Origin of the sequence: Streptomyces crystallinus (genome assembly GCF_039521265.1) — a bacterium.
GTDB lineage: Bacteria > Actinomycetota > Actinomycetes > Streptomycetales > Streptomycetaceae > Streptomyces > Streptomyces crystallinus.
Map to the genome: position 1 here is coordinate 116077 of NZ_BAAACA010000066.1, position 24114 is coordinate 140190.

A 24114-nucleotide genomic window follows, 5' to 3' on the forward strand; every position below is an offset into this window, starting at 1 on the left:
CCCTCGGACCAGGGCGACGGCTCAGTCTCCGGCGGGGGCGGGGTCCGCGCGGACGACGCTCAGATGGCCCCGGCGCCGGGTGACCACGACGTTCCCGGGCGCGCTCACGCTCTCCCGGGCGCGGGGCGCGGCGGGCTCACGGCGCGGGACCAGGGTGACCCGGCGCAGCCCCAGCTCGCCCAGCGCGCCGGAGGACTCCTCCAGGACCCGGCACTCCACGGCGTCCCAGCCGGGGTCCGGGTGGCGCACGGCCCGTACCGCCCCGTCGTGCTCGACGGCGGCCCGGCCGACCGCCCGCATCCAGTGCGGCAGGCCCTGCTGGTAGGCGGCGCTCATCAGCGGGTCGTCGGCGACCTCGCGGCGCACGGCCCGCAGTTCGGGGTCGTGCGGGTCGCGCTCCAGGGCGGCGGAGAGCCGCGCCAGCATGGGCAGGCACCAACTCGTCTCGTGCTGGGCGAGCACCGCGCCCGCGTGCGGGTGGAAGAGGACGAAGCGCAGGAAGTTGTCGCGCGGCATCGCGGTGGGGTGCGGGCCGACGGCCCCGAAGAGCCGGTCGTACGCGGTATTGGCGTGCACGACGTTCCAGCCGCGGTCGACGAGGAACGACGGTAAGTCCGTGGCGTCCATCATCGCCATGTGGTCGTCGACGTAGGCGCGCGCCTCGGCGTCCCACTGGTCGGTGGCGGTGGCGGCGGTGCCCCGTACGTTCTCCGGTACAGGGCCGGTTGACCTGTTCACCAACGGTTCTTTCACCATCGAGAACGCGACTCCTCTTGCAGGCACGCGGTGCGCCTGCCGTCCCCCGGCCACGTCCTCATGGCACAGAGGTCGATCTTCGCACCGTGCTGCGATCCTGCTCCCGCCGACAAGAGGATGTCAACCATCGTGGCATTCCGGCCCGAGAACGCCTCAAATACGCCACAGCTGTGGCAAGTTCTGGTTCTCTTCGACGGGAGCAAGTAGCCTCCGGACATATTCACTCTGTGTTCGAGCTGTGCGGAGCAACTCGTGTGATCTAGGAGAATGACTGGTGACGGACGGCTTCTCGGATCCGGGACCGGCGGCCGCGGGCCCCCTGGGCGACATCGCCGCCCGCGTCGCCGAACTGGCCCGCAAGCTCGGAATGAGCCAGGCAGAGGTCTTCGACGTACACCAGCTCTCCGACGCCTCGGGGGTCCCGGCCGACGTCGTCCAGGCGCTGCTCGACGGCCGTGCGGCCGGTGAACCGGACGTCCAGGCGCGCTTCCTCCAGCGGTTCGCGGCGCTGCGCCGCTCCCGGCTGAAACCCAACGGCCGCCCCTACACCCAGCAGGAGATCGCGGACGGCGCCGGGATGTCCCGGCAGCAGGCGGGCGCGCTCATCAACGGCGACCGGCGCCCGACCATGGAGCACTGCGACGCCATCCAGCGCTTCTTCAAGGTGCACGCGGGCTATCTCACCGCCGAGGACAGCGAGGCCCTGGGCGACGCCCTGCTCCGCACCGAGCAGGAGCTGCTGCACGCCTTCGCCGCCCGTGAGCACGACCGCGAGCGCGAGCTCGACGCGCTCGCCCCGGCCGGGGAGCAGGACCCGCTGGAGCGCCTCCTCCAGGACCACGGGGTGCGCGGCATCGCCTGGCGGGCCGCGCAACTGCCCACGGACAAGCACCGGGACAAGGTCACCGAGTGGCTGGACATGCTGCTGGAGAGCGTCAAGCGGGTGGATCCCTGACGAAAGCCCTCGGCGATTTGGGCGGGGATCCGATCTTCCATAGGATCCGGCGATGATCACCAGAAAACGGCTGGCGGCCGGGGTGGGCGCGCTGCTCGCCACCCTCGCCACCGGTATCCTCCCGGCCGACGCGGTCGCGGCCGACGGGCCATCCGCGCAGAAGGCCGCCCCCAAGGTCGAGTTGGTGCTCGACGTCAGCGGCTCGATGCGGGCCCGCGACATCGACGGCCAGTCCCGGATCGCCGTCGCCAAGCAGGCGTTCAACGACGTACTGGACTCGGTCCCGCCGGAGGTCCAGCTCGGCATACGCACGCTCGGCGCCAACTACCCGGGCAACGACCGCAAGGTCGGCTGCAAGGACACCCGCCAGCTGTACCCGGTCGGCCCGCTGGACCGCACCGAGGCGAAGACGGCCGTGGCCACCCTCGCCCCGACCGGCTGGACCCCGATCGGCCCCGCCCTCCAGGGCGCGGCCGAGGACCTCAAGGGCGGTGACGCGACCCGCCGGATCGTGCTCATCACGGACGGCGAGGACACCTGCGCGCCGCTCGACCCGTGCGAGGTGGCGCGTGACATCGCCGCCCAGGGCATCCACCTGGTCATCGACACCCTCGGCCTCAACCCGGACGCCAAGACCCGGGACCAGCTGACCTGTATCGCGCAGGCCACCGGCGGCACCTACACCTCGGTGAAGCACAAGGACGAGCTCAAGGACCGCGTCAAGCAGTCCGTGGACCGCGCCGCCGACCCGGTCGTGGTCCCGGTCGCCACCAGCGGCGCCGCGAGCTGCGAGAGCGCGCCCCAGCTCAAGCCCGGCCTGTACACCGACCGCGAGACCTTCGGCGAGCACCGCTGGTACAAGGTCGACGTCAAGCCCGGCCAGGAGCTGCGCGCCGCCGTCAGCATCGGCGCCGACCGCGCGGTCAACAACGACTACGGCGTCCTGCTGCGGGCCGTCACCCGGCACGGCCGGGAGATCGTCCGCGGCTCCGAGGCGGGCGACGGCCGCACCGACCTGATCTCCACGGGGCTGCGCTACCCCAAGCCGAAGGCGGAGGACGACGACGACAAGGACACCCTGGAGACCGTCTGCCTCCAGGTCAGCAACTCCTTCTCGGCGCCCGCGTCGGTGAAGACCACGCCGGGCATGCCCGTCGAGCTGACCGTGGACCTCGTCGACGGCCCCGACCAGCCGTCCGACGTCGCCGCCTTCGGTCTGGGCCGCGGCTGGTGGCTGCTGGGCGCCCTGGTGCTCACCGGCTTCCTCGCCGGTCTGCTGTGGGGCTGGATCTCGCGCTGGCGCGTGGCTGTCTGGAGGACCAACTGATGCGTACCCCAAGGATGCTGGCCGCGGCGCTGCTGACCGGCGCGGCGCTGCTGGCCCCGGTGGCCCCGGTGGCCCCGGCGCTGGCCGACACGCCGTCGCCCGCGCCGAGCAAGTCGTCCGGCGCGCCGACCGAGGCGGGCACCACGTTCCGTACCGCCACGCCCGTCAAGCAGGGCCAGCTGGCCACCGCGGCGGCCTCGACGGGTGACTACCTGTACTGGGTCTTCCCCGCCGACGCGGGCCAGCGCCCCACCGTGGACGCCACGGTGACGCTGCCGTCGTCCGGCCGCCAGGCGGCGACGACCTGGCGGATCGACGTGTACGACGGGCTGCGCCGCCGCCAGCCGTGCATGTACGGGGCGCAGTCCCGCTCGGCCGCGCCCGACGCCACCGCCGTGACGCTCTCCTGCACGCTGCGTCCGGTGCACGCCTGGGCCGACGCCTGGTCGAACGACATGCTGCCGGGCAGCTACTACGTACGGCTGACCGCCGTCGGGCTGCCCGCCTCCGAGCGGGGTCTGCCGGTCAAGGCGGAGATGAAGCCGCACACGGTGAAGGCGGGCGGCGCCCACGCGGTGGACGGCGCCCTGTCCACGCCGCTGGGCGCGGGCGGCCCGAAGACCGAGCCGGAGGACGGCTGGTCGTCCGGCTGGTGGACCGACCGCTGGATCTGGACGGCCGTCGGCGGTGTCCTCGCGGCGCTCGCCGGCGTCGGCGGCTACGCGCTGACCCGCGGCCGGGGCCGCCCGGCGCGCGTGCCCGGGAGCTGACGGCCCCTCACTGCTCCGTCTGCGCCGTCGGCTCGGCCAGTACGCGCCGGGCCACGGCGAAGGCGGAGTTGGCGGCGGGCACCCCGCAGTAGACGGCGCTCTGGAGCAGGGCCGCGCCGATCTCGTCCGGGGTGAGCCCGCCGCGCCGCGCCGCCCGCACGTGCAGGGCGAGTTCGTCCCAGTGGCCGCGGGCCACCAGCGCGGTCAGCGTGATCAGGCTGCGCTCGCGCCGGCTCAGTGTCGTGTCGCCCCAGATCTCGCCCCAGGCGTACCGGGTGACCAGGTCCTGGAAGCGGGCGGTGAAGGCGTCGGTGCCCGCCTCGGCCCGGTCGACGTGGGCGTCCCCGAGCACCTCGCGGCGGATCGCGGCGCCGCCGGGCGCGGGCGGCGCGAAGTGGCCCCGCAGCGCCCCCAGTACGGCCTCGGGCCGCTCCACGGGGGCCAGATGGGAGGCGCCCGCGATCTCGACGAGGGAGGCGCCCGGAACGGCGTCCGCCAGATGGCGCGCCTGGGCGGGCGGGGTGACCGGGTCGGACCGCCCGGCGACCACCAGCGTCGGCGCCGCGATCTTCTTCAGCTCGGTGCGCAGATCGAAGGCGGCCAGGGCGTCGCAGGCCGCCGCGTAGCCGCGCGGGTCGGTGGCGCGCAGGTCCGCGAGCGGGCCCGGCGCCTCGAAGCCGGGGGTGAACCACCGCCCGGCGGCCCCCGCCGCGACCGGCTCCATCCCCTGCCTTCGTACGACGGCGGCGCGCTCCTGCCAGGGTTCGCGGCCGCCGAAGTCCGCCGAGGCGCAGACCACGGCGAGCCGGTCCACCCGGTCCGGGTGGTGCGCGGCCAGCCACATCCCGACGGCGCCGCCGAGCGAGACCCCCGCGTACGAGAAGCCGCGCACGCCCAGCGCGTCCGCGAGCCGCAGCACCAGCCGGGCGAAGTCGCCGACGTCGGCGCCGGGGCCGATCGGCCCGGTGGGCGAGCCGCCGTGGCCGGGCAGGTTCCAGCGCACCACGCGATGGGTGGCGGCGAGCCCCGGGGCGACGCCGTCCCACACGGCGGTGGAGGTGCCCAGGGCGGGCCCGAGGAGCAGCACCGGGCCGCCCGCCGGGCCCTGGCAGCGGTGGTGGAGCGGCTCGGCGTCCCCGGGGTCAGCGGAACTCAAGGAACACCGTCTCCTTCTCGCCCTGGAGGTGGATGTCGAAGCGGTGGGCGCGCGCGGCGGGGTCGGGCACCGCCAGGAGCGTGCGGCGCAGCTCCGGCTCCAGGGAGTCCAGCAGCGGGTCGGGCGCGTCGATCAGATAGACCCGGGTGAACAGGTGGTCCAGCAGGCCCCGGGCGAAGAGCGCGACGCAGAGGTAGGGCACCCCGCCCGGCGCCAGGGTGTGCAGCGTCCAGTGGCCCAGGGCGTCGGTGGGGACGCGGCCGAAGCCGGTGAAGTCGACGCCGTTGCGGCCCAGCGACCCGGGCTTCCCGGTCCGGGAGCCGTCCGGGCCGGGCTGCCAGAACTCCAGGAGCGCGTCCGGCACCGGCTCGCCCTCGCCGTCGTGGACCTGGCCGTGCAGCGTGAGGGTGTCCGGGTGGCCCGGCGGGGCCATCGCCGAGCCGCCCGCGAAGGGCAGGGCGTGGCCGTAGAAGGGGCCGATGGTCTGCGACGGCGTGGCAGGCCTCATCGCGCCGCCTCCTCGAACGCGGTGGCCGAGGGCCCGTCGAGCACGATGTCCCAGTGGTAGCCCAACGACCGGTCGGGCACCGAGAGTTCCGGCGCGTACGCCGCGACCAGACGGCCTCGGGCGGCCTCGTCGGACACGGCGTGCAGGATCGGGTCGTACGCGAGCAGCGGGTCGCCCGGGAAGTACATCTGGGTGATCAGCCGCTGGGTGAAGGCGGTCCCGAAGAGCGAGAAGTGGATGTGCCCGGGCCGCCAGGCGTTCGTGTGGTTGTCCCAGGGGTAGGCGCCCGGCCTGATGGTGGTGAAGGCGTAGCGCCCCTCGGCGTCGGTGAGGCAGCGGCCGTAGCCGGTGAAGTGCGGGTCGAGGGGCGCGTGGTGCCGGTCGAGCTGGTGGGCGTACCGCCCGGCCGCGTTGGCCTGCCAGATCTCCGTGAGCTGGCCCGCCACCGGCCGCCCCCGCCGGTCCAGGACCCGGCCGCTGACCGTGATGCGCTCGCCCAGCGGCTCGCCCCGGTGGTGCGCGGTCAGGTCGTGGTCGAGCGGGCCGACGTCGGTGGCGCCGAAGACGGGGCCGCGCAGCTCGACGGCGTCGGGGTCGCGCACCGGCACCGGCGGGCGCCGCGGGTGGCGCAGCCGGGCTCCCACGTACGGGGGGATCTCGCGCGGCGGATGGCCGGCACCCCGCACGGCGGCCCGGACGTCGGGCGCCCCGATGCCGACGACCGGCTGATCGAGCCCGTCGGACGGTGCCTCCTGGGGCGCGAGGGCGTCCGGCGGTGCCCCGTAGTGCTGACGCGATGTCATCCCTGCCTCTTTCCGGGCCTGTTTTCGGCCGTTTTGAGGGCGTGCAGCTCCTTCAGCTCCCGTTCGCTGGGCGGCGGGGTCACCCCCACCCGGTCCGCCGTCCGCAGCCGCCACCCCGTGGCCTGCCGGACCTGTTCGACGGTGACGCCCGGGTGCACCTCGGTCAGGACCAGTTCGGCGCTCTCCGGGTCGGGCCGCAGGATGCCGAGGTCGGTGATGACCGCGACCGGGCCGCGCCCGCGCAGCCCGTACCGGGCGCGGTCGCCGGGGCCGCAGCCGTGGCCCAGGGTGGTGACGAAGCCGAGGCGCTCGACGAGGGCACGCGGTGTGTGGCGCAGCAAGATCAGCACCTCGCCGCAGTGCGCGGCGATCTCGGGCGCGCCGCCCGCGCCGGGCAGCCGCCCCGGCGGGCGGCCGGAACCCCGGTCCACCTCGGTCGTGTTGATGTTGGCGTACCGGTCGAGCTGGGCGGCGCCGAGGAAGCCGACGTCGATCCGGCCGCCCTGGAGCCAGTAGTTGAACATCTCGGCCACCGGGACGAGCGTGTCGGCGGTGTCGGCGAGTTCGCCGTCGCCGATGGAGAGCGGCAGCCGGGACGGCTTGGCGCCGATGGCGCCGGACTCGTAGACGAGGACCAGGCCGGGGTTGTGCACCCGGCGGGCGAGGTTGGCGGCCGTGGACGGCAGTCCGATGCCCACGAAGCACGTCCGCGCGCCCGCCAGGGCCCGCGCCGCGCCGACCTCCATCAGCACGTCGCCGCCGACGCCGCCCCGGCCCGGCCGTTCGCTCATCCGGTCACACACTCCTTGAGCCACCGCTGGAACACCTCGCGGTCCCGCGAGACGCGGTCCCACTCCCGGTAGTAGTCGTTGTCCCGCTCCGAGTACCCCGCGGCGTACGAGGGATGGGCGCCGCCCGGCACCCAGGCGACCGCGTCGACCACCCAGCCCGGCAGCACCACGCCGCCCGGCCGCGGCTCCAGCTCCTCGACGAGCTCCTCGACGGTGACGAGCACCCGCTCGGCCGCGAGGACCGCCTCCTTCTGCACCCCGGCGAGCCCCCAGAGCTGGACGTTGCCCTCGGTGTCGGCCTGCTGGGCGTGGATGACCGTGACGTCCGGGTTGACCGCGGCCACCGCCGCCAGCTCCTGCCCGGTGAAGGGGCAGTCGACCGTTGACAGCGTTGTCGTACGCCGTCCCAGATGGCTGCCCCGATAGCCGTTCAGCAGCGCGAACGGCAGCCGGGACGCGCCCGCCGCATAGCGGTTGGCCATCCCCGCGTGGCTGTGCTCGTCCAGCTCCAGCGGCCGTGGCCACCCGTTCTCGACCGCGTCGCGGAACCGGTGCAGCGAGCCGACGCCGGGGTTGCCGCCCCAGGAGAACACCAGCTTCCTGGCCAGCCCCGCGCCGATGAGCTGGTCGTAGATCACGTCCGGGGTCATCCGCACCAGTGTGAGATCGGTGATGCCCTGGCGGATGACCTCATGGGCCGCCGCGAACGGGATGAGGTGCGTGAACCCCTCCATGGCGACCGTGTCCCCGTCGTGGATCAGATCGGCCACCGCCTCGCGCAGCCCTCGGATTTCGGCCATTGACTCCCCCTGCCCTTCGCTTCCCCGTAGCGGTAGGGTCAGTGTTTAGTCAGTGCACTGAGTACCTACCGCTTCCGAAGCTAACGGGACGACTCGGACGGGTCAACACCCTTCGGGCGCTGAACACTTGACCGTACGCGGTTGACCGAAAGCGCTCGCCATGAGCGGCAGCACGAGAGGAACACGCCGTGTCCGCAGTCGATTTGAGCAGCCACCCCGGACATCTGGCCCGGCGGCTCCAGCAGGTCCACTATCTGCTCTGGAACACGATGGTCTCCGAGCAGATCACCTCTCCCCAGTTCGCCGTCCTCAACACGCTGGTCGCCTCCCCGGGCCTGGACCAGCGGACGGTCGGCGAGCGGGTGGGCCTGGACCGCTCCACCATCGCGGAGGTCATCAGCCGGCTCACCCGGCGCGGTCTGCTGCGCAAGACGCGCGACCCGCGCGACGGCCGCCGCTCCCGGCTCGCCGTCACCGACGAGGGCCGCGCGGTGCACCACGAACTGACCCTGCGCACGGCCCGGATGAACGAGGTCTTCCTGGCCCCGCTGGACCCCGCCGAGCAGACCCTCTTCCTCGATCTGCTGCGCCGGGTCGCGGACGCGGCCGAGGGACTGGGCGGGGCGACCGAGCCGGCCGAGGCCGGCTGACCCCGGGGCGCGGAGGCTGTCCTCGACCCCGCCCGCGCCCCGTCCGCCCGGACGGGCTCCTAGACCGACTCCGGCCGCATCGGCGGCTCCTGCGGGGTCGGCCGTACGGGACCGAACAGCACCGCCTTGGCGATGCGCGGCGCGAACAGCGCGGACACCGGGGCGGACAGGTACAGCACGTCGCGGAAGACCCGGCCGACCGCCGGATCGCCGGGGGCGCGGGCCTCGACGCGCCCGAGGTACCAGCCGGAGACCCGGTCGGCGAGCGTGCTACGCGCCGCGCTGCCCGAGGCGGTCGGCATGTTCTTGTCCGACCCGGCCGAGATGTCCCACGCCTGGCGCGAGGCCGCGTACATCGCCTTCTGGACACGCCCGGTCGTCGGCGTACGCCGGTTCTCGCCGAGCGCGTCGCGCAGCGCGAGGGCGCTGAACGCGGCGACCGTCATCCCCTGGCCGTAGATCGGGTTGAAGACGCACTGGGCGTCGCCCGTGGCCAGGAACCCGGCGGGGCGGCGGCCCGGGCGGTCGTAGCGGCGGCGGATGTTGGCGGTGGTGCGGTAGGCGAGCGCGGGCGCGTCGGCCTTGGCCGCGTCCAGGAACTGCCGGGTGATCGGATGCGGCAGCCGGTCGGAGAACTCGGTGAACCCCCGGTCGTCCAGCGGCGGTTCGGCGCCCCGCAGCCCCCACATCGTGACCATCCACCGCTCGCTCTCGACCGGCAGCACCACCGCGCCGTACGTCTGGCCGGGGTTGGGCACGATGAAGTGGGCCTGCGCGTCGCCGTCCTCGCCGGTCCGGTAGACACGGGTGGCGTAGGCGAGACCGGTCTCCAGCGTCTCCTCGACGGGCGGTTCGGCGCCGAGGGCGGTCAGCCAGTCGGCGGCCTTGCTGCTCCGGCCCGAGGCGTCGACCACCAGGTCGGCGGCGAGCGGCTGCGGCTCCCGGCCCACCGCGACGGCCGCGGCGCCGCGCTCGCGCAGTAGCACCCCGCGCACCCGCGAGGCGTCGCCGACCAGGCCCACGGTCTCGGTGCCCTGGACCACCTCGATCCGCGGGTTGGCCAGCACCCGGCGGCGCACCAGCCACTCAAGCAGCGGCCGGGTGGGGCTGATGAAGTAGGCGGTCTCCTCGGTGCGGCGGAACCAGCGCCCCGCCTGCCAATGCGCCAGATCGGTGGGCGCGGCGACGCGGGGCGCGCCGTGCGCCATCAGCTCGTCGCAGAAGCCGGGCAGCAGTTCGTCGTAGGCGCGCTGGCCGCCCGGGATCAGCACATGGGTGTGGCGGCTCTGCGGGACCCCGCCGCGCGGCTCCGGCCCCTGCGGCAGCCGGTCGCGCTCGACGATGGTCACCCGGTCGGCGTGGTCGGCGAGCACATGGGCGGCCAGCAGCCCCGCGAGACTGCCCCCGATGACGACGGCGTGCCGCCCGCCGCGGCTCGCGCCCGTCCCGTTCACGGTGTCCACCAACGTAGGTCCCCTCGCTCGGCGCGCTCCCCGGCCGACCAGTATGACGTGCCGCACGGCCCGGAACGTGCCCGAGCCATACGATTTGGCCCGATCCGGTCGTACGCGGACTCCTGGCGCGCCGACGGACGCGTACGCGCGCACGCGGTCCCGTACGAACGAACCGGGCCGCCCCCGAAGGGACGGCCCGGCCGTACGCGTCCGCCCGGTCAGGCGGTCAGGATCGCCGGGTCGCTGACGCCCGCCGCGCCGGTCTCCACATGGCCGGCGAACCGCCGCAGGAACGTCGAGTCCGCGCTGGACACCACCGACACGTCGTACCAGCGCCTGCTGGCCGTCAGGTCGACCGTGTACTTGACGGTGGCGCCGGGCTGGACGGTGAGCGCCTGGGACGCGCCGCCGTACCCGTTGGTGACCGTGAGGCGCACGCTGGAGGTGCCCGCGTTGGTCAGGGTCAGGTCGAGGTTGCCGGTGGCCGCGTTGTGCCGGGCGGTCACCTCGGGGCCCGCGGTCCTGCCCGGGTTGCGGAAGGTGCGCAGGAACCCGTTGGGCCCGAAGACCGTGAGGTCGGTGGTGCCCTTCGAGTACGCCGTGTTCCACGTGTCGGAGAGCGCCTTGCCGGCCTCGGTGGTGTACGTCCACGGCCCGTCGGTGCGGTTGGGGGAGGTCACCAGGAACTGCGCCCCGGCCGAGGCGCCCCCGCTGAAGGTCAGCGTGAACTTCCCGGTGGACACGTTCGCCGAGCCGTCCACGTACGGCGCGTACCGCAGCGGCCGGGTGTTGCGCGAGCCCCGCTCCTGCTTGGGCACGCTGCCGGTGGTCGGCGGCACCGGCACGAAGTCCGGGTGCCGGTTGTGGTCCGGCGGCACATAGGCGGCCGTGGAGGGCAGCGAGGCGGGCGCGGTGTCCGACTTGCCGAAGTCGAACGCGGAGGTCAGGTCGCCGCAGATGGCCCGCCGCCAGGGCGAGATGTTGGGCTCCTGGACACCGAAGCGGCGCTCCATGAAGCGGATGATCGAGGTGTGGTCGAAGGTCTCGGAGCAGCTGTAGCCGCCGGTGGACCAGGGCGACACGACGAGCATCGGGACACGCTGGCCGAGCCCATAGGCACCGGCCGCGTAGCCGACGCTGCCGGCGTAGTAGTCGGCCGAGGTGGAGACCGTCGACAGGCCCTGGTTGGCCGAGGACGGCGGGAACGGCGGCACGATGTGGTCGAAGAAGCCGTCGTTCTCGTCGTACGTGATGAACAGCGCGGTCTTCGCCCACACATCGGGGTTGGAGGTGAGCGCGTCGAGGACCTGCGAGATGTACCAGGCGCCGTAGTTCGCGGGCCAGTTGGGGTGCTCGGTGAACGCCTCGGGCGCGGCGATCCAGGAGATCTGCGGCAGCTTCCCGGCCTGTACGTCGGCCTTGAGGATGTCGAAGAAACCCTGTCCTGCCTTGGCGTTGGTGCCGGTGCGCGCCTTCTCGTACAGCGCGTCGCCGGGCTTGGCGTTGCGGTAGCTGTTGAAGTACAGCAGCGAGTTGTCGCCGTAGTTGCCGCGGTAGGCGTCGTTGATCCAGCCCCAGCCGCCGGCCGCGTCCAGGCCGTCGCCGACGTCCTGGTAGATCTTCCAGGAGACCCCGGCCTTCTCCAGCCGCTCGGGGTAGGTCGTCCAGCCGTACCCCTTCTCGTCGTTGCCGAGGACGGGCCCGCCGCCGGTGCCGTCGTTGCCGGTGTACCCGGTCCACATGTAGTAGCGGTTCGGGTCGGTGGAGCCGATGAAGGAGCAGTGGTACGCGTCGCAGATGGTGAAGGCGTCGGCGAGCGCGTAGTGGAACGGGATGTCCTCACGGGTGAGGTAGGCCATCGTGGTGGACGTCTTGGCGGGCACCCACTGGTCGTACTTGCCGTTGTTGAACGCCTTGTGGCCGCCGGCCCAGTCGTGGTTGAGGTCCTGGATGAACTGGAGTCCGAGGTTGTCCGCCTTGGGCCGGAACGGCAGCACTTCCTTGCCGCCGCTCTGCTGGTGCCACACCGACTTGCCGCTGGGGAGGGTGACGGGGCGGGGGTCACCGAAGCCGCGGACACCGTTCAGCGAGCCGAAGTAGTGGTCGAAGGACCGGTTCTCCTGCATCAGGACGACGATGTGCTCGACGTCCTGGATGCTGCCGGTGCTGCCCTGCGCCGGGATGGCGGCGGCGCGGGCGATGCTGTCGGACAGCATGGTGAGGGCCGCGGTGCCGCCGGCGAGCTGCATGAACCGGCGCCGATTGAGTTCAGCCATGAGGGAGATGACCTCTGCAAACGTGTGGGGACAGAAGCGACTGGAGTGTTCCAAGAACAGCGCCGCATACGGAAGACCCGGTGGCGGATCCGTGTCGGACGGCGGTACGCGAGACGAACAGGACCCCGCCGTGAGGGCGGGGTCCTGTCCTGTCCTGTTCGGGTATGGGCCGCGATCCGCTGTTCTGTACGGGTGGGCGAGGCGCGCCCTAACGCGGCTGACGCGCCTCGGAGTGCTCCTCGTGGTCGTGCCCCTGGCCGCCGTCATGACCGTCGTCATGGCCGTGCGCGTTCTGGATCTGCCGGTACTCCTCGACGGTGGCCTTGGGTACGTGCGAGCCCGGCCCGTACAGGGCCTTGGCGAGCTTGGCGCGCAGCCGCTGGGAGCGGGTGACCTTGCGGCGTACGCCGTTCGCGTCGACCTCGGGGCCGAGTTCGAAGGGCGCGGGCTGCTCGTGCTGGGTGAGCTTGTAGAGCTGGCCCTGGTCGAGCGGCTCGTGCACCTCGACGTACTCGCCGTGCGGCAGCCGCTTGATGATGCCGCTCTCGCGGCCGTGCAGCGCCTTGTCCCGGTCACGCAGCTGGAGTCCGTGGCAGATGCGCTTGGTGACGATGAAGGTGAGCACCGGCCCGGCGAAGAAGGCGATCCGTACGAACCAGGTGATCGAGTTGATCGAGAGGTGGAAGTGCGTGGCCCACAGGTCGTTGCCGCCGCCGATCAGGCACACGAAGTACATGGCCAGCCAGGCGGTGCCGAGGCCGGTGCGGACGGGGTGGTTGCGCGGCCGGTCGGCGATGTGGTGCTCGCGTTTGTCGCCGGTGACCCACGCCTCGATGAAGGGATAGGCGCCGATCGCGGCGAGCAGCAGCGGGAAGAGGGTGAAGGGGATGAGGACGCCGAGGGCGAGCGTATGGCCCCAGGCGTTGATCTCCCACCCCGGCATCACCCGGATCAGGCCCTCCGAGAAGCCCAGGTACCAGTCGGGCTGGGCGCCGGTGGAGACGAGGTCGGGCCGGTAGGGCCCCATGGCCCAGACGGGGTTGATGGTCGCCACCGCGCCCATGATCGTCAGCAGCCCGAAGACCAGGAAGAAGAACCCGCCGGCCTTGGCGGTGTAGACGGGCATCAGGGGTGCGCCGACGACGTTCTTCTCGCTCCGGCCGGGCCCGGCGAACTGGGTGTGCTTGTGGTAGAAGACCAGGATCAGATGGGTGACGACCAGCCCGAGGATGAGCCCCGGCAGCAGCAGTACGTGCGCCGAGTAGAGCCGGGGGATGATGTCGTGGCCGGGGAACTCCCCGCCGAAGAGGAAGAACGAGATGTACGTGCCGATCACCGGGATCGACAGGATCGCGCCGTCGGCGAACCGGATGCCGGTGCCGGAGAGCAGGTCGTCCGGGAGCGAGTAGCCGGTGAGTCCGGTGATCAGGGCCGTGAAGAGGATGGTCCAGCCGAAGAGCCAGTTCAGCTCGCGCGGCTTGCGGTAGGCGCCGGTGAAGAACACCCGCATCATGTGCACCAGCAGCCCGGCGCAGAAGACCAGCGCGGACCAGTGGTGGACCTGACGGATCAGCAGCCCGCCGCGCACGTCGAAGCTGAGGTCGATGGTGGACTCGTAGGCCCTGGTCATCCGGACGCCGCTGAGCGGGGTGTACGAGCCGTGGTAGACGACCTCGACACCGCTGGGCTCGAAGAAGAGGGTCAGATAGATGCCGGTGAGTATGAGGACGAGAAAGCTGTAGAGGCAGATCTCCCCGAACATGAAGGACCAGTGGTCCGGGAAGATCTTGCGCATCTGGGTCCGGGCGAGGGAGTAGATGCCGAGGCGCCCGTCCGCCCAGTCGGCGAACTTCTCGCCCTTCGCCGGCTCCGCCGGCCGCTCTGTGTCCTGCGTGCCGCTCCTGATATCGGTGCTCATGCGTTCCCCCTCAGGCGTTCCATCCCTCAAGGCCTGTAACAGGGTAGACATCCGAACACCCGGGCCAACAGCCCCCACCCGGACGCGACTTGCGTGAGCCGGACCACTCGGCGGGCGGCGCCGGGCGCTCTCAGCGGCCGGGGCGGCGCTCGCGGGCGACGAACTCCCAGGTGGGCTCCGCCGCGGGCGCGGAGGCGGGCACAGCGGCGGACTCGGCTGCGGCTATGGGCATGACGGTGGCGTTCAAGTGTCGCTCCCCTGCGAGGTGTTCGGAATCGGGGTGGGGGTGGGTGACATAACGACGGCGGCTCGCGACGCGAACGTGACAATACCAACCGGAGGGTCTACTTCACTACTGAAGTCCCTCGTAATTCAGCCACCCAAACGACAAATATCGCCTAATACCCGGACGTCCATCTACTGCAAAACAAGCACATCGGTCTGATACTCACTCCGCCACGGGGAGGGCGGCCAGCGCATCCGCCGAGAGGGGGTAGCGCTCGGCGAGGGCGGCGATGATCTGGTGGGCCACCTCCCGGTCCGCGTCCGGGTCGGCCACCTCGACCGCCGGGCTCCCCTCACCTCCGGCGAGGATCCCGACCAGCTCGTCCCGCACGGACTGCTCGTGCACCCCGTACGCCCGCGCGTCCGCGATCTGCTCGTCGACGTACCGGTGCACGCGCTCCAGGCTGGCCTTGACGGGCACCCCCTGGAACTCGCCCGGGACGGCGGGCCCGGGCCTGCCCTGCCACGACCCGGCGGGCGCGGCCAACAGGGCGAGCACGGCGTCCTTCACGTCGAGACGGGTGAGAAACACGCTGACGACGGACATGGGGGGCTCCTTGGCGGCCGGGCGAGGGTGCGGGGAGGACGGCGCGGACGTGGGGGCGCCGATCGTTCGTGAAACGTGTGTATCGCATACGGCTAGAGCGGGACTCACCCGCGTGGGTTCCGCTGGACTCGGCCCGCCGCCACGGCCCCCAGAAACGCAAAAAACCCCAGATCAACTGGGGTTCTCGCTGGTGTCCGAGGGGGGACTTGAACCCCCACGCCCGATAAAGGGCACTAGCACCTCAAGCTAGCGCGTCTGCCATTCCGCCACCCGGACAAGGTGTCTGTCTCGCGGGCTGTTCCCCCGCGGCGACAGAGATAACTCTACCAGGGGTTTGAGGTGGCGTTCACCCGCATATTGCGTGGTCAGGCCAGCGGCGGGCCTTGGCATGGGGTGCGTTTGGGGGATTCGGCCGTGGATCGCCGGTTCGGGGGCGGAGGGTGGCCAGGTGGATACTCGACGTGATTTCGCAGCACGGCTGGGGCAGGGCGGCGCCACCATGTGGGTAGGGGCGGCGGCTCGCCGGGCGTGGATCGGGGGGCCGGGGGGCGGGGCGGCCCTAGCCTCGGGGGGTGGGTTACGGCGAGCAGCGTTATCGGCGGCCGCGCATGCTGTCGCCGCTCCGGGAGCATCTGCGGGACACCTTCTGGTTCGCGCCCAGCGCGGCGCTGGTGCTGGTGGGTGTGCTGTGGCAGCTCGCGTACTGGCTGGACACGGCCATCGTCGAGGATCTCCAGGGAGAGCGGGAGTACGAGACGGTCGGCGATCTCATCGGGGTCGTCGACGACCTGAAGACCGTGATCACCACCGTCAGCTCCGCGATGATGACCTTCATCGGTGTCGTCTTCAGCATCTCGCTGGTCGCCGTCCAGATGGCGAGCGGCCAGTTCACCCCCCGCGTGGTGCGGATCTTCGTACGGTCGCGGATCACCAAGCTGACCTTCGCCGTCTTCCTGGCCACCTTCGCGCTGTCGCTGCTCGTCCTCACCTCGTACAGCGGTGAGACCGATCCCCAGCTCGTGGACAGCGTGCCCATCGCGCAGAGCCTGGTCACGATCGCCATGGTCGCCCTCAGCCTGCTGCTCTTCATCGCGTACGTGAACGCCACCCTGCGGCTGATGCGCGTCGGCCACGTCGTCGACCGCATCACCGTCGAGGCCTTCCGGGTGGTGCACAAGATGCCCCGGGGAGAGAGGGGGCAGGAGCCGCTGCCGGTGGAGAGCGGGCAGGTGGGGCACAGCGGGCGGGCCGGTGTGCTGCGGGACGTGAACATCGCCCGGCTGGTGCGCGCCGCCCGGCGCCAGGGCGTCGTCCTGCGGCTGATCCCCCGGATCGGGGACTTCGTCGTGCCGGGCACGCCCGTGCTCGCGGTGCACGGCGGACGCGAGCCGTCGCGCGGGGCGCTGGGGTACACCGTGTCGGTGGGGGTGGAGCGCACGTTCCACCAGGACCTCGGGTTCGGGCTGCGGCAGCTGTGCGACATCGCGCTGCGGGCCCTCTCCCCCGCCGTGAACGATCCGACCACCGCCGTGCAGTGCCTCGACCGGATCGTGCAGTTGCTCGCCGAGCTCGCCCACCGGCCGCTCGGCGCGGTGGGACACCGTGACCGCAAGGGCGAGGTACGGCTGGTGCAGCCCGTCCCCTCCTGGGAGAACCTCGTCGACCTCGGCTTCGCCGAGATCCGGGTGTACGCCGTCGGCAGCCCGCAGGTCACCCGGCGGATCGTGGCGGCCCTCGACGAGCTGCTGCGGCTCGCCCCCGAGCGACGCCGCCCACCCCTCCTTCGCCATCGCGCCCTGCTCGTCCACGCCGTGGAACGGGAGGTCCCGGAAACGGCCGAGCGGGCCTTCGCCCTGGAGGCCGACCGGCAGGGGATCGGCTGACCCCGACGCGCCTGCCCCGCGCCTCCCGCCCCGTACCTCCCGCCCCGCGAGTGGTTGACTGCGCGCATGAGAATTGGCGACGTGGTCGGCGACTTCACCCTTCCCGACGAGACCGGCACCCCGCGCACCCTCTCCGGGCTGGTGGCCGAGGGGCCCGTGGTGCTCTTCTTCTACCCGGCGGCCTTCACCCCGGGCTGCACCGCCGAGGCCTGCCACTTCCGTGACAAAGCCGGGGAGTTCCGGGCGCTGGGGACCCAGCCGGTGGGCATCAGCGCGGACGCGGTGGAGCGGCAGGCGGACTTCGCGCAGAAGCACTCCTTCGGCTATCCCCTCCTCTCGGACCCGGACGGCACCGTACGGGAGCTGTTCGGCGTCAAGCGCGGGTTCAGCATGGCGCCGACCAAGCGCGTCACCTTCGTCATCGACACCGATCTGCGGGTGCTCGAAGTCGTCAAGAGCGAGATCCGGATGAGCGTGCACGCCGACCGGGCCCTCGCCGCCCTGCGCGAGCGCGGCGCGTAGGGACGGGACGCGGGGTGGGTGGTGGGGCCGGGGCGGCATGCGGCGTTCCGCCCCGGCCCCCCTCCGTACGTGAGGGGCCCCGGCGCCCCTACGCGTACGACTCCGGGAAGTTCCCCGGCAGCCGCTCCCCCGGCGGGCCCTCGGTGACCGCCCGGACCAGCAGCTCGCCGCCGACGAATGCCCCGCGCCAGGACGCGCCGAAGCCGCCGAACAGCTCCTCGCGGTCGCCGCGCGAACGCGGCTTGCCCCGGCCCACCTTGAACGCCCGGATCTGCGGCGCCAGACGTCCGTACGTCTCGGGGTCGTCGGTCGACAGGGTGGCGACCAGCGCCCCGTTCGAGGCGTTCATGGCGGCCAGGAGCTCCGCCTCCGTGTCGACCAGGACGATGGTGTCGACCGGGCCGAACGGCTCCGCGTGGAACAGCGGTGAGGACGACGGCGGGTTGAGCAGGGTCACCGGCGGCAGATAGGCGCTGGTGTCCTGGCCCGGCAGGAACCGGCCGTCGGCGAGGCTGCCCCGGTGCAGCGGGACGGCGCCCCGGTCGATCGCCTCGGCGACCTGGTCGCCGAGCTCCTTGGCCTTCGCCGCGTTGATGAGCGGTCCGAAGTCCAGCTCGGGCAGGGCGTCTTCGGGGCGCTCGACCGCGAGGGGGTGGCCCGTGCGGACGGTGTGGACCGCCGGGAGGTACGCGGCGAGGAACCGGTCGAAGAGCGCGCGCTGCACGACGAACCTCGGATACGCGGTGCACCGCTGCTTGCCGTAGTCGTACAGCTTGGGGATGACGGCGGACAGCGCGTCCCAGTCCGTGTAGTTCCAGATTCCCCAGGTGTTGAGTCCTTCCTGTTCGAGGATGTGCCGCTTGCCGATGTCGGTGACGGCCGTGGCGATGCGCGCGCCGGTGTCGCGCCCGCCCACGAACGACACACAGCCGATCTCCGGCGAGCGCACCAGGGCCTCGGAGAGCTCGCCGCCGCTGCCGCTGACGAGGGTGACGGGGATGCCCTCGCGCGCGGCCAGCGCACTGGCCAGGGTGAGGCAGGAGAGGCCGCCGTCGGTCGGGGTCTTGGCGATGACCGCGTTGCCCGCCAGTGCCTGTACCAGCATGGCGTGAACGAGCACGCTCATCGGATAGTTCCAGCTCGCGATGTTGGAGACGGGGCCGTCGAGGGGTGTGCGGCCCTCCAGCATCGCGTCGATGTTCTCCACGTACCACCGGACCCCGTCGATTGCCCGGTCGACGTCGGCCTGGGCCAGGCGCCAGGGCTTGCCTATCTCCCAGACGAGGAGCAGGGCGAGGAGTTCGCGGTGTTCGGTGAGCGCGTCGAGGGTGGCTCCGACGCGGGCGCGGCGCTCGGGCAGCGGGGTGTGCCGCCAGGCGCGGTGCTGGTCGAGGGAGGCGCGGACCGCCTGGCGCGCGGTGGGCGCGTCGAGTCGCGGCGGGCCGGCGATGGGGCTGCCGTCGACGGGGCTGGTGGCCGGCAGGGCGCGTCCGTCGGGCTGCCACTGGCCGCCCCAGAGGTTCAGGACGCGGTCGTCCCGGAAGGCCTCGGGGGCGGTCGCCCGGCAGCGCTGCCAGGCGTCGGCCCAGGCGGTGCCGGGCTTGAGGGTGAGGGTGGGTGCCATCTGTGGGTCTCCGCTCAGGTCGGGCGGGGCAGGAGGTGGCGCTGGCCGCCCTCGCACCGGGCGGCCGTACGGCGACGTTAGTGACTGCGGGACCGGCCGCGATACGCACCCACGGTCAATTATGAGTGACATCACTTGAGGCCGGGATCGCCGCCCTGGAGGCGCTGTGCGCCCCAGGGCGGGCAAGCGGTGGCCGACGACGACTTGGACCTGGTCGCTCTCGCGGCGACGCGATCGTCGTAGGTGATGGGTGATGGGCTACCGCCTATGACCTCAGGGGCAGCGGATGACCTGCCCCGCGTACGAGAGGTTGCCGCCGAAGCCGAAGAGCAGGACCGGATCGCCGGTGCCGATCTCGCCGCGCTCCACCAGCTTGGACAGGGCCATCGGAATGCTCGCGGCCGAGGTGTTGCCGGAGTCGACCACATCGCGGGCGATCACCGCGTTCACCGCGCCGATCTTGCGGGCCACCGGCTCGATGATGCGGAGGTTGGCCTGGTGCAGTACGACGGCGGCCAGCTCCTCGGGGGCGACCCCGGCGCGCTCGCACACCCGGCGGGCGATCGGCGGCAGCTGGGTGGTCGCCCAGCGGTAGACGGCCTGGCCCTCCTGGGCGAAGATGGGCGGGGTGCCCTCGATCCGTACGGCGTGCCCCATCTCCGGGACCGAGCCCCACAGCACCGGGCCGATCAGCTCCTCCTCCGCCGCCTCCACCACGGCGGCGCCCGCGCCGTCGCCGACCAGGACGCAGGTGGTGCGGTCGGTCCAGTCGGTGATGCCGGTCATGTTGTCCGCGCCGATGACCAGGGCCCGGGTCGACGAGCCCGCCCGTACGGCGTGGTCGGCGGTGGCCAGGGCGTGGGTGAAGCCGGCGCAGACGACGTTGAGGTCCATGACGGCGGGCGCGCCCATGCCGAGGCGGGCGGCGACGCGGGCGGCGGTGTTCGGCGAGCGGTCGATCGCGGTGGAGGTGGCGACCAGGACCAGGTCGATGTCGGCGGGGGTCAGCCCGGCGGCGGCCAGCGCCTTGGCGCCGGCGTGCGCGGCCAGCTCGTCGACGGGTTCGTCGGGCCCGGCGACATGGCGGGTGCGGATGCCGACCCGGCTGCTGATCCACTCGTCGCTGGTCTCGACCATGGCGGCGAGCTCGTCGTTGGTGAGCACCTTGGCGGGCTGGTAGTGCCCGAGCGCGACGACGCGTGAGCCTCGCATGCCGGTCATGCCTGGAGTTCCCCTCGTAGGACATCAGGAGCCATCCAGTCTTCGTGGCTACCGATCGGTACAGAGGCAAGAGATCCCACAGGCTTCCCGGCGCGCCTTTGGAGCCTTGTGTCAGCTCCCGGGTGTTCTGGCCACACCTGTGCCGACCGCCACGGTGTGCGGGTACCGCAGCGCGGCCGCACCCTCACCCTCCCCGTGCAGGACAATGAGATCGCCAAGGTCACCTCACCGCACGACCACCCGGTGCCCCATGGCAACCTCTGCATCACAGGCCGCTTCGGCTTCCAGCACATACAAAGTGCCGGTCAGTAACGAACACCGGTCAAAAACGAAGGAATTGCGTCATGGGACGGGTCACCGAGAGCCGCCGCGTCATCCGTATCCGGGACGGGGCCGTCTCCGCCCGGCCGGACACGCTGGTGGCCGAGGAGCCACTGGAGATCCGGCTGAACGGACGGCCGCTCGCCATCACCATGCGCACCCCCGGCGACGACTTCGTGCTCGCGGCCGGGTTCCTGGTCAGCGAGGGCGTGATCGGGGCGGCGGACGACGTCCAGTCGATCGTGTACTGCGCCGGGGCGACCGCCGACGGCGTCAACACGTACAACGTGGTGGACGTGAAGCTCTCGCCGGGCGTCGAGGTCCCCGACATCACGCTGGAGCGCAACGTCTACACCACCTCCTCGTGCGGGCTGTGCGGCAAGGCCAGCCTGGACGCGGTCCGTACGCAGGCGCGCTTCGAGATCGCCGACGCTCCCCCGGTCCGGGTCACACCGGAGCTGCTCGCGAGCCTCCCCGACCGGCTGCGCGCGGCCCAGCGCGTCTTCGACCGGACCGGGGGCCTGCACGCGGCCGCGCTCTTCTCGGCGGAGGGCGAGCTGCTCGACGTACGCGAGGACGTGGGGCGGCACAACGCGGTGGACAAGCTGGTGGGGCGGGCGCTCCAGGACGGGCGGCTGCCGCTGTCGCGGGCGGTGCTGCTGGTGTCGGGGCGGGCCTCGTTCGAGCTGGCCCAGAAGGCCGTGATGGCCGGGATCCCGCTGCTGGCGGCCGTCTCGGCGCCCTCGTCGCTGGCCGTGGACCTGGCCACCGAGACAGGGCTGACGCTGGTCGGCTTCCTGCGGGGCGCCAACATGAACGTGTACGCGGGCGAGCACCGCGTCCTCCTGGAGGCTCCGGCCACCCGGGGCTGACGGGCCCGCCTAGGCCCGCTGCTCCAGCTCCTCGGCCCCGATCCGCCGGAGCAGCCCCATCAGCCGCTCGCGCTCGGCCGGGCTGAGCGGTGCCAGGAGTTCGTCGTTGGCCCGCTCGGCCGCCGCCGCGCAGCGCGCCAGCATCGCCTCGCCCTCCGGCGTGACCGTGACCGCGTTCTTGCGGCGGTCGCGGGGGTCCGGCTCGCGCACCACATACCCCTCGGCCTGGAGGTCGTTGAGGACGCCGACCAGGTCCTTGGGGTCGAGGGAGATACGGCGGCCGAGCTCCGCCTGGGCGATCGGCCCGTACTCGGAGACGGCCGCCAGCACGGCGTGGTGCCACATCTTGGCGCCCTCGTGCGCGATGGCCGCCGCCACCAGGCCGCGGCCACGGGTGGCCACCCGGCCGAGGACCCAGCTGGGCAGGGTCTGGATGCGCTGGAGCGCGGGGAGGGAGTCGGCGCGTTCGGTCACGGCACCGACCTTACCCAAAAACCATTGGACTTCCCAACGACTTCCCCTCTATCGTTGGGACCACCAACGAATCCGTCTTCGTCAACGGGAGAGTCCATGCGCCGTGTTCGCTTCGAGGTCAACGGCGGCCCCGAGGTCCTGTTCACCGAGGACGTCGAGGCCCCGGCGCCCGGCCCCGGCGAACTGCTGGTCCGCACCGACGCCATCGGCGTCACCCTGCCCGTCGTGCGCAAGGTGCGCGAGGGCAAGGAGCCGTTCCCGCTCGGCGGCGAGGTCGCGGGCACGGTGGTCGCGGTCGGGGAGGGCGTCACCGCCTTCGCCGAGGGCGACCGCGTGACGGGGCTCTGCTTCTCGTACGGATACGCCGAACTGGCCGTCCTCCACCAGGGCATGGCCTCCCGCATCCCCGACCACGCCACCTGCGTCGAGGCGGTGGCGCTGGTCCGCAGCGGGCTGGTGGCCCGGGGCGCCTATGAGTCGGCGCGGCCGCGGCCGGGCGAGTCGGTGCTGGTGACCGCGGCCGCGAGCGCGGTCGGACAGCTCGCTCTCCAGCTGGCCCGGGCGGGCGGCGCGAGCCGGGTCGTGGCGGCCGTGAGCTCGGCCGACAAGGCGGACTTCGTCCGGGACAGGGGCGCCGACGAGGTGGTGCTCTACGGCGACGCGTCCTGGGGCGAGCCGGTCGACGTCGTCCTCGACGGCGTGGGCGGCGAGCTGCTCGCCCCGGCGGTGAAGGCGCTCGCGCCCGGCGGCAGGCTGGTCGCGTTCAGCTCGGGCGGCGGCACGATCGAGGTGTACGACCTGCTGGTGGGCGGGAAGTCGGTGATCGCGTTCCAGATGGCGATGATCGCCCGCGACAAGCCGGAGCTGTACGCGGCCTGGCGCGACGAGCTGTGGGAGTCGCACCGCACCGGCGAGCTGCGCGCCGCCGTGCACGCCGAGGTGCCACTGGAGGAGGCGGCCCGCGCCCATGAAATGGTCGACTCGCGGCGCAACCGGGGCAAGGTGGTGATCGTCACCGGCCGCGCGTGAGTACGGCGGGCGGCGCCGCGCCCCGGTCGGCCGGGGCGGGCTCCTCCAGCGGGTCGCGGGCCCGGCGCCGGGCGATGACCGCACAGACCATCAGCTGCATCTGATGGAAGAGCATCAGCGGCAGCACCGCGAGCGCCGCCCGGTCGCCGAACAGGACGCTGGCCATGGGCAGCCCGGCCGCCAGGCTCTTCTTGGACCCGGCGAACTGGATGGCGATCCGGTCGCCCCGGCCGAACCCGAGCCGCTTCGCCCCGTACCAGCTCAGCGCGAGCATCGCGGCGAGCAGCACCGCCTCGACCCCGAGCAGCGCGCCGAGCCGGGCCGGGCTCGCCTGGTGCCAGATGCCCCGGACCATGCCCTCGCTGAACGCGGTGTAGACGACCAGCAGGATCGAGCCCCGGTCCACCAGGCGCAGCACCTTGCGGTGCCGGGTCAGGAAGCCGCCCACCCAGCGGCGCAGCAGTTGCCCGCAGGCGAACGGGACCAGGAGCTGGAGGGCGATCTTCAGCACCGAGTCCACCGAGACGCCTCCGGCACTGCCGCCCAGCAGCAGCGCCGCGAGCAGCGGAGTCACGAAGATCCCGGCCAGGCTGGAGAACGAGCCCGCGCAGATCGCCGCGGGCACGTTGCCGCGCGCGATCGAGGTGAACGCGATCGAGGACTGGATGGTGGAGGGGACCAGGCACAAGAACAGCAGCCCGTGGAAGAGGTCCGGGGTCAGCACCAGCGGTACGAGGCCCCGCGCGGCCAGCCCGAGCAGCGGGAAGAGCACGAACGTACAGACCAGGACCGTCACATGGAGCCGCCAGTGACGCAGCCCGTCCAGCGCCTCCCGGGTGGAGAGCCGGGCCCCGTACAGGAAGAAGAGCAGGGCGACGGCCCCGGTCGACGCGCCGGACGCCACGTGCGCGGCGGAGCCGGAGACGGGCCACAGCGCGGCCAGGACCACCGTGCCGATCAGCGTCAGGATGAACGGGTCGATCGGCAGCCAGGACGGCAGCTGGGGCGTGCGGCGGTTCATCTGCTCCACATGGCTTCGTGCTCGGTGCTGTGCTTCGGCGTTCGTGCGCCGGAGCCGGGCCCTGGTTACGTCGGACTCGTGCTCCGCGTACCTCGGGGTCGTGCCCTTCCGATGATTCACCCGGCGGCGGCCGATCGGGAATCCCGTACAC

The 24114-nt window shown here is 72.4% G+C and carries 22 protein-coding genes, 1 tRNA gene and 1 pseudogene; 9 read left to right on the forward strand and 15 right to left on the reverse strand.

Translation table 11 applies throughout. The annotated features are described in order from the left end of the window. Positions 1-21 precede the first annotated feature (21 nt). A complete protein-coding gene (locus ABD236_RS34025) occupies positions 22-738 on the reverse strand; it encodes an MmyB family transcriptional regulator (RefSeq protein WP_344081320.1) in 717 nt (238 codons plus the stop codon). A 292-nt stretch (positions 739-1030) separates the two neighbouring features. Here ABD236_RS34025 and ABD236_RS34030 point away from each other — a divergent pair, with 292 nt between their 5' ends. Genes ABD236_RS34030 through ABD236_RS34040 form a run of 3 tightly spaced genes read left to right on the forward strand, consistent with a single transcriptional unit; the run spans position 1031 to position 3808 of the window. Next, positions 1031-1711, forward strand: coding sequence for a helix-turn-helix domain-containing protein (locus ABD236_RS34030; protein ID WP_344081323.1), 681 nt, complete (start codon positions 1031-1033; stop codon positions 1709-1711). 52 nt (positions 1712-1763) lie between these two features. Continuing rightward, positions 1764-3038 carry a VWA domain-containing protein gene (locus tag ABD236_RS34035; protein WP_344081326.1) on the forward strand — a complete coding sequence of 425 codons (1275 nt, stop codon included), beginning with the start codon at positions 1764-1766 and terminating at the stop codon, positions 3036-3038. Further along, positions 3038-3808 carry a hypothetical protein gene (locus ABD236_RS34040; protein ID WP_344081329.1) on the forward strand — a complete coding sequence of 257 codons (771 nt, stop codon included), beginning with the start codon at positions 3038-3040 and terminating at the stop codon, positions 3806-3808. Before ABD236_RS34035 ends, ABD236_RS34040 begins: the two co-directional genes overlap by 1 nt. A gap of 7 nt (positions 3809-3815) precedes the next feature. Here ABD236_RS34040 and pcaDC read toward each other — a convergent pair whose 3' ends face one another. From pcaDC to ABD236_RS34065, 5 genes are read right to left on the reverse strand one after another with little or no spacing between them, the layout of a single operon-like run. Then, positions 3816-4964, reverse strand: a complete 1149-nt coding sequence (gene pcaDC / locus ABD236_RS34045; RefSeq protein ID WP_344081332.1) for a bifunctional 3-oxoadipate enol-lactonase/4-carboxymuconolactone decarboxylase PcaDC — start codon at positions 4962-4964, stop codon at positions 3816-3818. Next, positions 4951-5472 (reverse strand): protocatechuate 3,4-dioxygenase subunit alpha, encoded by a 522-nt coding sequence (gene pcaG, locus ABD236_RS34050; protein ID WP_344081335.1) that lies wholly within the window; start codon positions 5470-5472, stop codon positions 4951-4953. Before pcaG ends, pcaDC begins: the two co-directional genes overlap by 14 nt. After that, entirely contained in the window at positions 5469-6275 is an 807-nt protein-coding gene (gene pcaH / locus ABD236_RS34055; RefSeq protein WP_344081338.1) for a protocatechuate 3,4-dioxygenase subunit beta, read from the reverse strand. Before pcaH ends, pcaG begins: the two co-directional genes overlap by 4 nt. Continuing rightward, on the reverse strand, positions 6272-7066 hold the full coding sequence (locus ABD236_RS34060) for a CoA-transferase subunit beta (protein ID WP_425544016.1): 795 nt from the start codon (positions 7064-7066) through the stop codon (positions 6272-6274). Before ABD236_RS34060 ends, pcaH begins: the two co-directional genes overlap by 4 nt. Further along, complete coding sequence (locus ABD236_RS34065) at positions 7063-7866, reverse strand: CoA transferase subunit A (protein ID WP_344081341.1); 804 nt, start codon at positions 7864-7866, stop codon at positions 7063-7065. Before ABD236_RS34065 ends, ABD236_RS34060 begins: the two co-directional genes overlap by 4 nt. Positions 7867-8054: 188 nt before the next feature. Between ABD236_RS34065 and ABD236_RS34070 the strand changes: the two genes are divergently transcribed. Beyond that, positions 8055-8516 carry a MarR family winged helix-turn-helix transcriptional regulator gene (locus ABD236_RS34070; protein WP_344081344.1) on the forward strand — a complete coding sequence of 154 codons (462 nt, stop codon included), beginning with the start codon at positions 8055-8057 and terminating at the stop codon, positions 8514-8516. Between the two features lie 59 nt (positions 8517-8575). On the opposite strand, the gene ABD236_RS34075 is transcribed toward ABD236_RS34070, so the two are convergent. From ABD236_RS34075 to ABD236_RS34095, 5 genes are all read right to left on the reverse strand, one after another. Continuing rightward, positions 8576-9982 (reverse strand): FAD-dependent oxidoreductase, encoded by a 1407-nt coding sequence (locus ABD236_RS34075; RefSeq protein ID WP_344081347.1) that lies wholly within the window; start codon positions 9980-9982, stop codon positions 8576-8578. Between the two features lie 206 nt (positions 9983-10188). Continuing rightward, on the reverse strand, positions 10189-12246 hold the full coding sequence (locus tag ABD236_RS34080) for a phosphocholine-specific phospholipase C (protein ID WP_344081350.1): 2058 nt from the start codon (positions 12244-12246) through the stop codon (positions 10189-10191). A 208-nt stretch (positions 12247-12454) separates the two neighbouring features. Beyond that, positions 12455-14164 (reverse strand): cytochrome bc1 complex cytochrome b subunit, encoded by a 1710-nt coding sequence (gene qcrB / locus ABD236_RS34085; RefSeq protein WP_344081354.1) that lies wholly within the window; start codon positions 14162-14164, stop codon positions 12455-12457. A 448-nt stretch (positions 14165-14612) separates the two neighbouring features. After that, positions 14613-14996 carry a hypothetical protein gene (locus ABD236_RS34090; RefSeq protein WP_344081357.1) on the reverse strand — a complete coding sequence of 128 codons (384 nt, stop codon included), beginning with the start codon at positions 14994-14996 and terminating at the stop codon, positions 14613-14615. Positions 14997-15184: 188 nt separating this feature from the next. Further along, a tRNA-Leu gene (locus tag ABD236_RS34095) sits at positions 15185-15272 on the reverse strand. Positions 15273-15604: 332 nt separating this feature from the next. Here ABD236_RS34095 and ABD236_RS34100 point away from each other — a divergent pair. Both ABD236_RS34100 and ABD236_RS34105 read left to right on the forward strand, forming a co-directional pair. Beyond that, on the forward strand, positions 15605-16879 hold the full coding sequence (locus ABD236_RS34100; protein ID WP_344081864.1) for a DUF2254 domain-containing protein: 1275 nt from the start codon (positions 15605-15607) through the stop codon (positions 16877-16879). 66 nt (positions 16880-16945) lie between these two features. Further along, complete coding sequence (locus tag ABD236_RS34105) at positions 16946-17401, forward strand: peroxiredoxin (protein WP_344081360.1); 456 nt, start codon at positions 16946-16948, stop codon at positions 17399-17401. 88 nt (positions 17402-17489) lie between these two features. Here the strand turns inward: ABD236_RS34105 and ABD236_RS34110 are convergent, their stop codons facing one another. Together ABD236_RS34110 and ABD236_RS34115 are read right to left on the reverse strand one after the other, a co-directional pair. Beyond that, on the reverse strand, positions 17490-19025 hold the full coding sequence (locus ABD236_RS34110; protein ID WP_344081363.1) for an aldehyde dehydrogenase family protein: 1536 nt from the start codon (positions 19023-19025) through the stop codon (positions 17490-17492). Between the two features lie 273 nt (positions 19026-19298). Continuing rightward, positions 19299-20237 (reverse strand): beta-ketoacyl-ACP synthase III, encoded by a 939-nt coding sequence (locus ABD236_RS34115; RefSeq protein ID WP_344081867.1) that lies wholly within the window; start codon positions 20235-20237, stop codon positions 19299-19301. Positions 20238-20391: 154 nt separating this feature from the next. Between ABD236_RS34115 and ABD236_RS34120 the strand changes: the two are divergent. Both ABD236_RS34120 and fdhD read left to right on the forward strand, forming a co-directional pair. After that, positions 20392-20558 (forward strand): annotated as a pseudogene (locus ABD236_RS34120) (2Fe-2S iron-sulfur cluster-binding protein); the annotation flags it as partial. A gap of 32 nt (positions 20559-20590) precedes the next feature. Beyond that, positions 20591-21439 (forward strand): formate dehydrogenase accessory sulfurtransferase FdhD, encoded by an 849-nt coding sequence (gene fdhD, locus ABD236_RS34125; protein WP_344081366.1) that lies wholly within the window; start codon positions 20591-20593, stop codon positions 21437-21439. Positions 21440-21448: 9 nt separating this feature from the next. Here fdhD and ABD236_RS34130 read toward each other — a convergent pair whose 3' ends face one another. Continuing rightward, positions 21449-21913 (reverse strand): MarR family winged helix-turn-helix transcriptional regulator, encoded by a 465-nt coding sequence (locus tag ABD236_RS34130; protein WP_344081369.1) that lies wholly within the window; start codon positions 21911-21913, stop codon positions 21449-21451. Positions 21914-22009: 96 nt separating this feature from the next. Between ABD236_RS34130 and ABD236_RS34135 the strand changes: the two genes are divergently transcribed. Next, a complete protein-coding gene (locus ABD236_RS34135) occupies positions 22010-22942 on the forward strand; it encodes a quinone oxidoreductase family protein (protein ID WP_344081372.1) in 933 nt (310 codons plus the stop codon). Here ABD236_RS34135 and ABD236_RS34140 read toward each other — a convergent pair. Continuing rightward, positions 22926-23963, reverse strand: a complete 1038-nt coding sequence (locus ABD236_RS34140; RefSeq protein ID WP_344081375.1) for a bile acid:sodium symporter family protein — start codon at positions 23961-23963, stop codon at positions 22926-22928. The genes ABD236_RS34135 and ABD236_RS34140 overlap by 17 nt on opposite strands. Positions 23964-24114: the final 151 nt, after the last annotated feature.

What these genes read in the sequence shown, in the direction of transcription:
- ABD236_RS34135 (WP_344081372.1), top strand. Translation starts at nt 22,010, where the DNA reads ATGCGCCGTGTTCGCTTCGAGGTCAACGGCGGCCCCGAGGTCCTGTTC.
- ABD236_RS34060 (WP_425544016.1), bottom strand. Translation starts at nt 7,066, where the DNA reads ATGAGCGAACGGCCGGGCCGGGGCGGCGTCGGCGGCGACGTGCTGATG.
- ABD236_RS34140 (WP_344081375.1), bottom strand. Translation starts at nt 23,963, where the DNA reads ATGAACCGCCGCACGCCCCAGCTGCCGTCCTGGCTGCCGATCGACCCG.
- ABD236_RS34080 (WP_344081350.1), bottom strand. Translation starts at nt 12,246, where the DNA reads ATGGCTGAACTCAATCGGCGCCGGTTCATGCAGCTCGCCGGCGGCACC.
- ABD236_RS34040 (WP_344081329.1), top strand. Translation starts at nt 3,038, where the DNA reads ATGCGTACCCCAAGGATGCTGGCCGCGGCGCTGCTGACCGGCGCGGCG.
- ABD236_RS34100 (WP_344081864.1), top strand. Translation starts at nt 15,605, where the DNA reads ATGCTGTCGCCGCTCCGGGAGCATCTGCGGGACACCTTCTGGTTCGCG.
- ABD236_RS34110 (WP_344081363.1), bottom strand. Translation starts at nt 19,025, where the DNA reads ATGGCACCCACCCTCACCCTCAAGCCCGGCACCGCCTGGGCCGACGCC.
- pcaH (WP_344081338.1), bottom strand. Translation starts at nt 6,275, where the DNA reads ATGACATCGCGTCAGCACTACGGGGCACCGCCGGACGCCCTCGCGCCC.
- fdhD (WP_344081366.1), top strand. Translation starts at nt 20,591, where the DNA reads ATGGGACGGGTCACCGAGAGCCGCCGCGTCATCCGTATCCGGGACGGG.
- ABD236_RS34105 (WP_344081360.1), top strand. Translation starts at nt 16,946, where the DNA reads ATGAGAATTGGCGACGTGGTCGGCGACTTCACCCTTCCCGACGAGACC.
- ABD236_RS34065 (WP_344081341.1), bottom strand. Translation starts at nt 7,866, where the DNA reads ATGGCCGAAATCCGAGGGCTGCGCGAGGCGGTGGCCGATCTGATCCAC.
- pcaG (WP_344081335.1), bottom strand. Translation starts at nt 5,472, where the DNA reads ATGAGGCCTGCCACGCCGTCGCAGACCATCGGCCCCTTCTACGGCCAC.
- ABD236_RS34115 (WP_344081867.1), bottom strand. Translation starts at nt 20,237, where the DNA reads ATGCGAGGCTCACGCGTCGTCGCGCTCGGGCACTACCAGCCCGCCAAG.
- qcrB (WP_344081354.1), bottom strand. Translation starts at nt 14,164, where the DNA reads ATGAGCACCGATATCAGGAGCGGCACGCAGGACACAGAGCGGCCGGCG.
- ABD236_RS34090 (WP_344081357.1), bottom strand. Translation starts at nt 14,996, where the DNA reads ATGTCCGTCGTCAGCGTGTTTCTCACCCGTCTCGACGTGAAGGACGCC.
- ABD236_RS34035 (WP_344081326.1), top strand. Translation starts at nt 1,764, where the DNA reads ATGATCACCAGAAAACGGCTGGCGGCCGGGGTGGGCGCGCTGCTCGCC.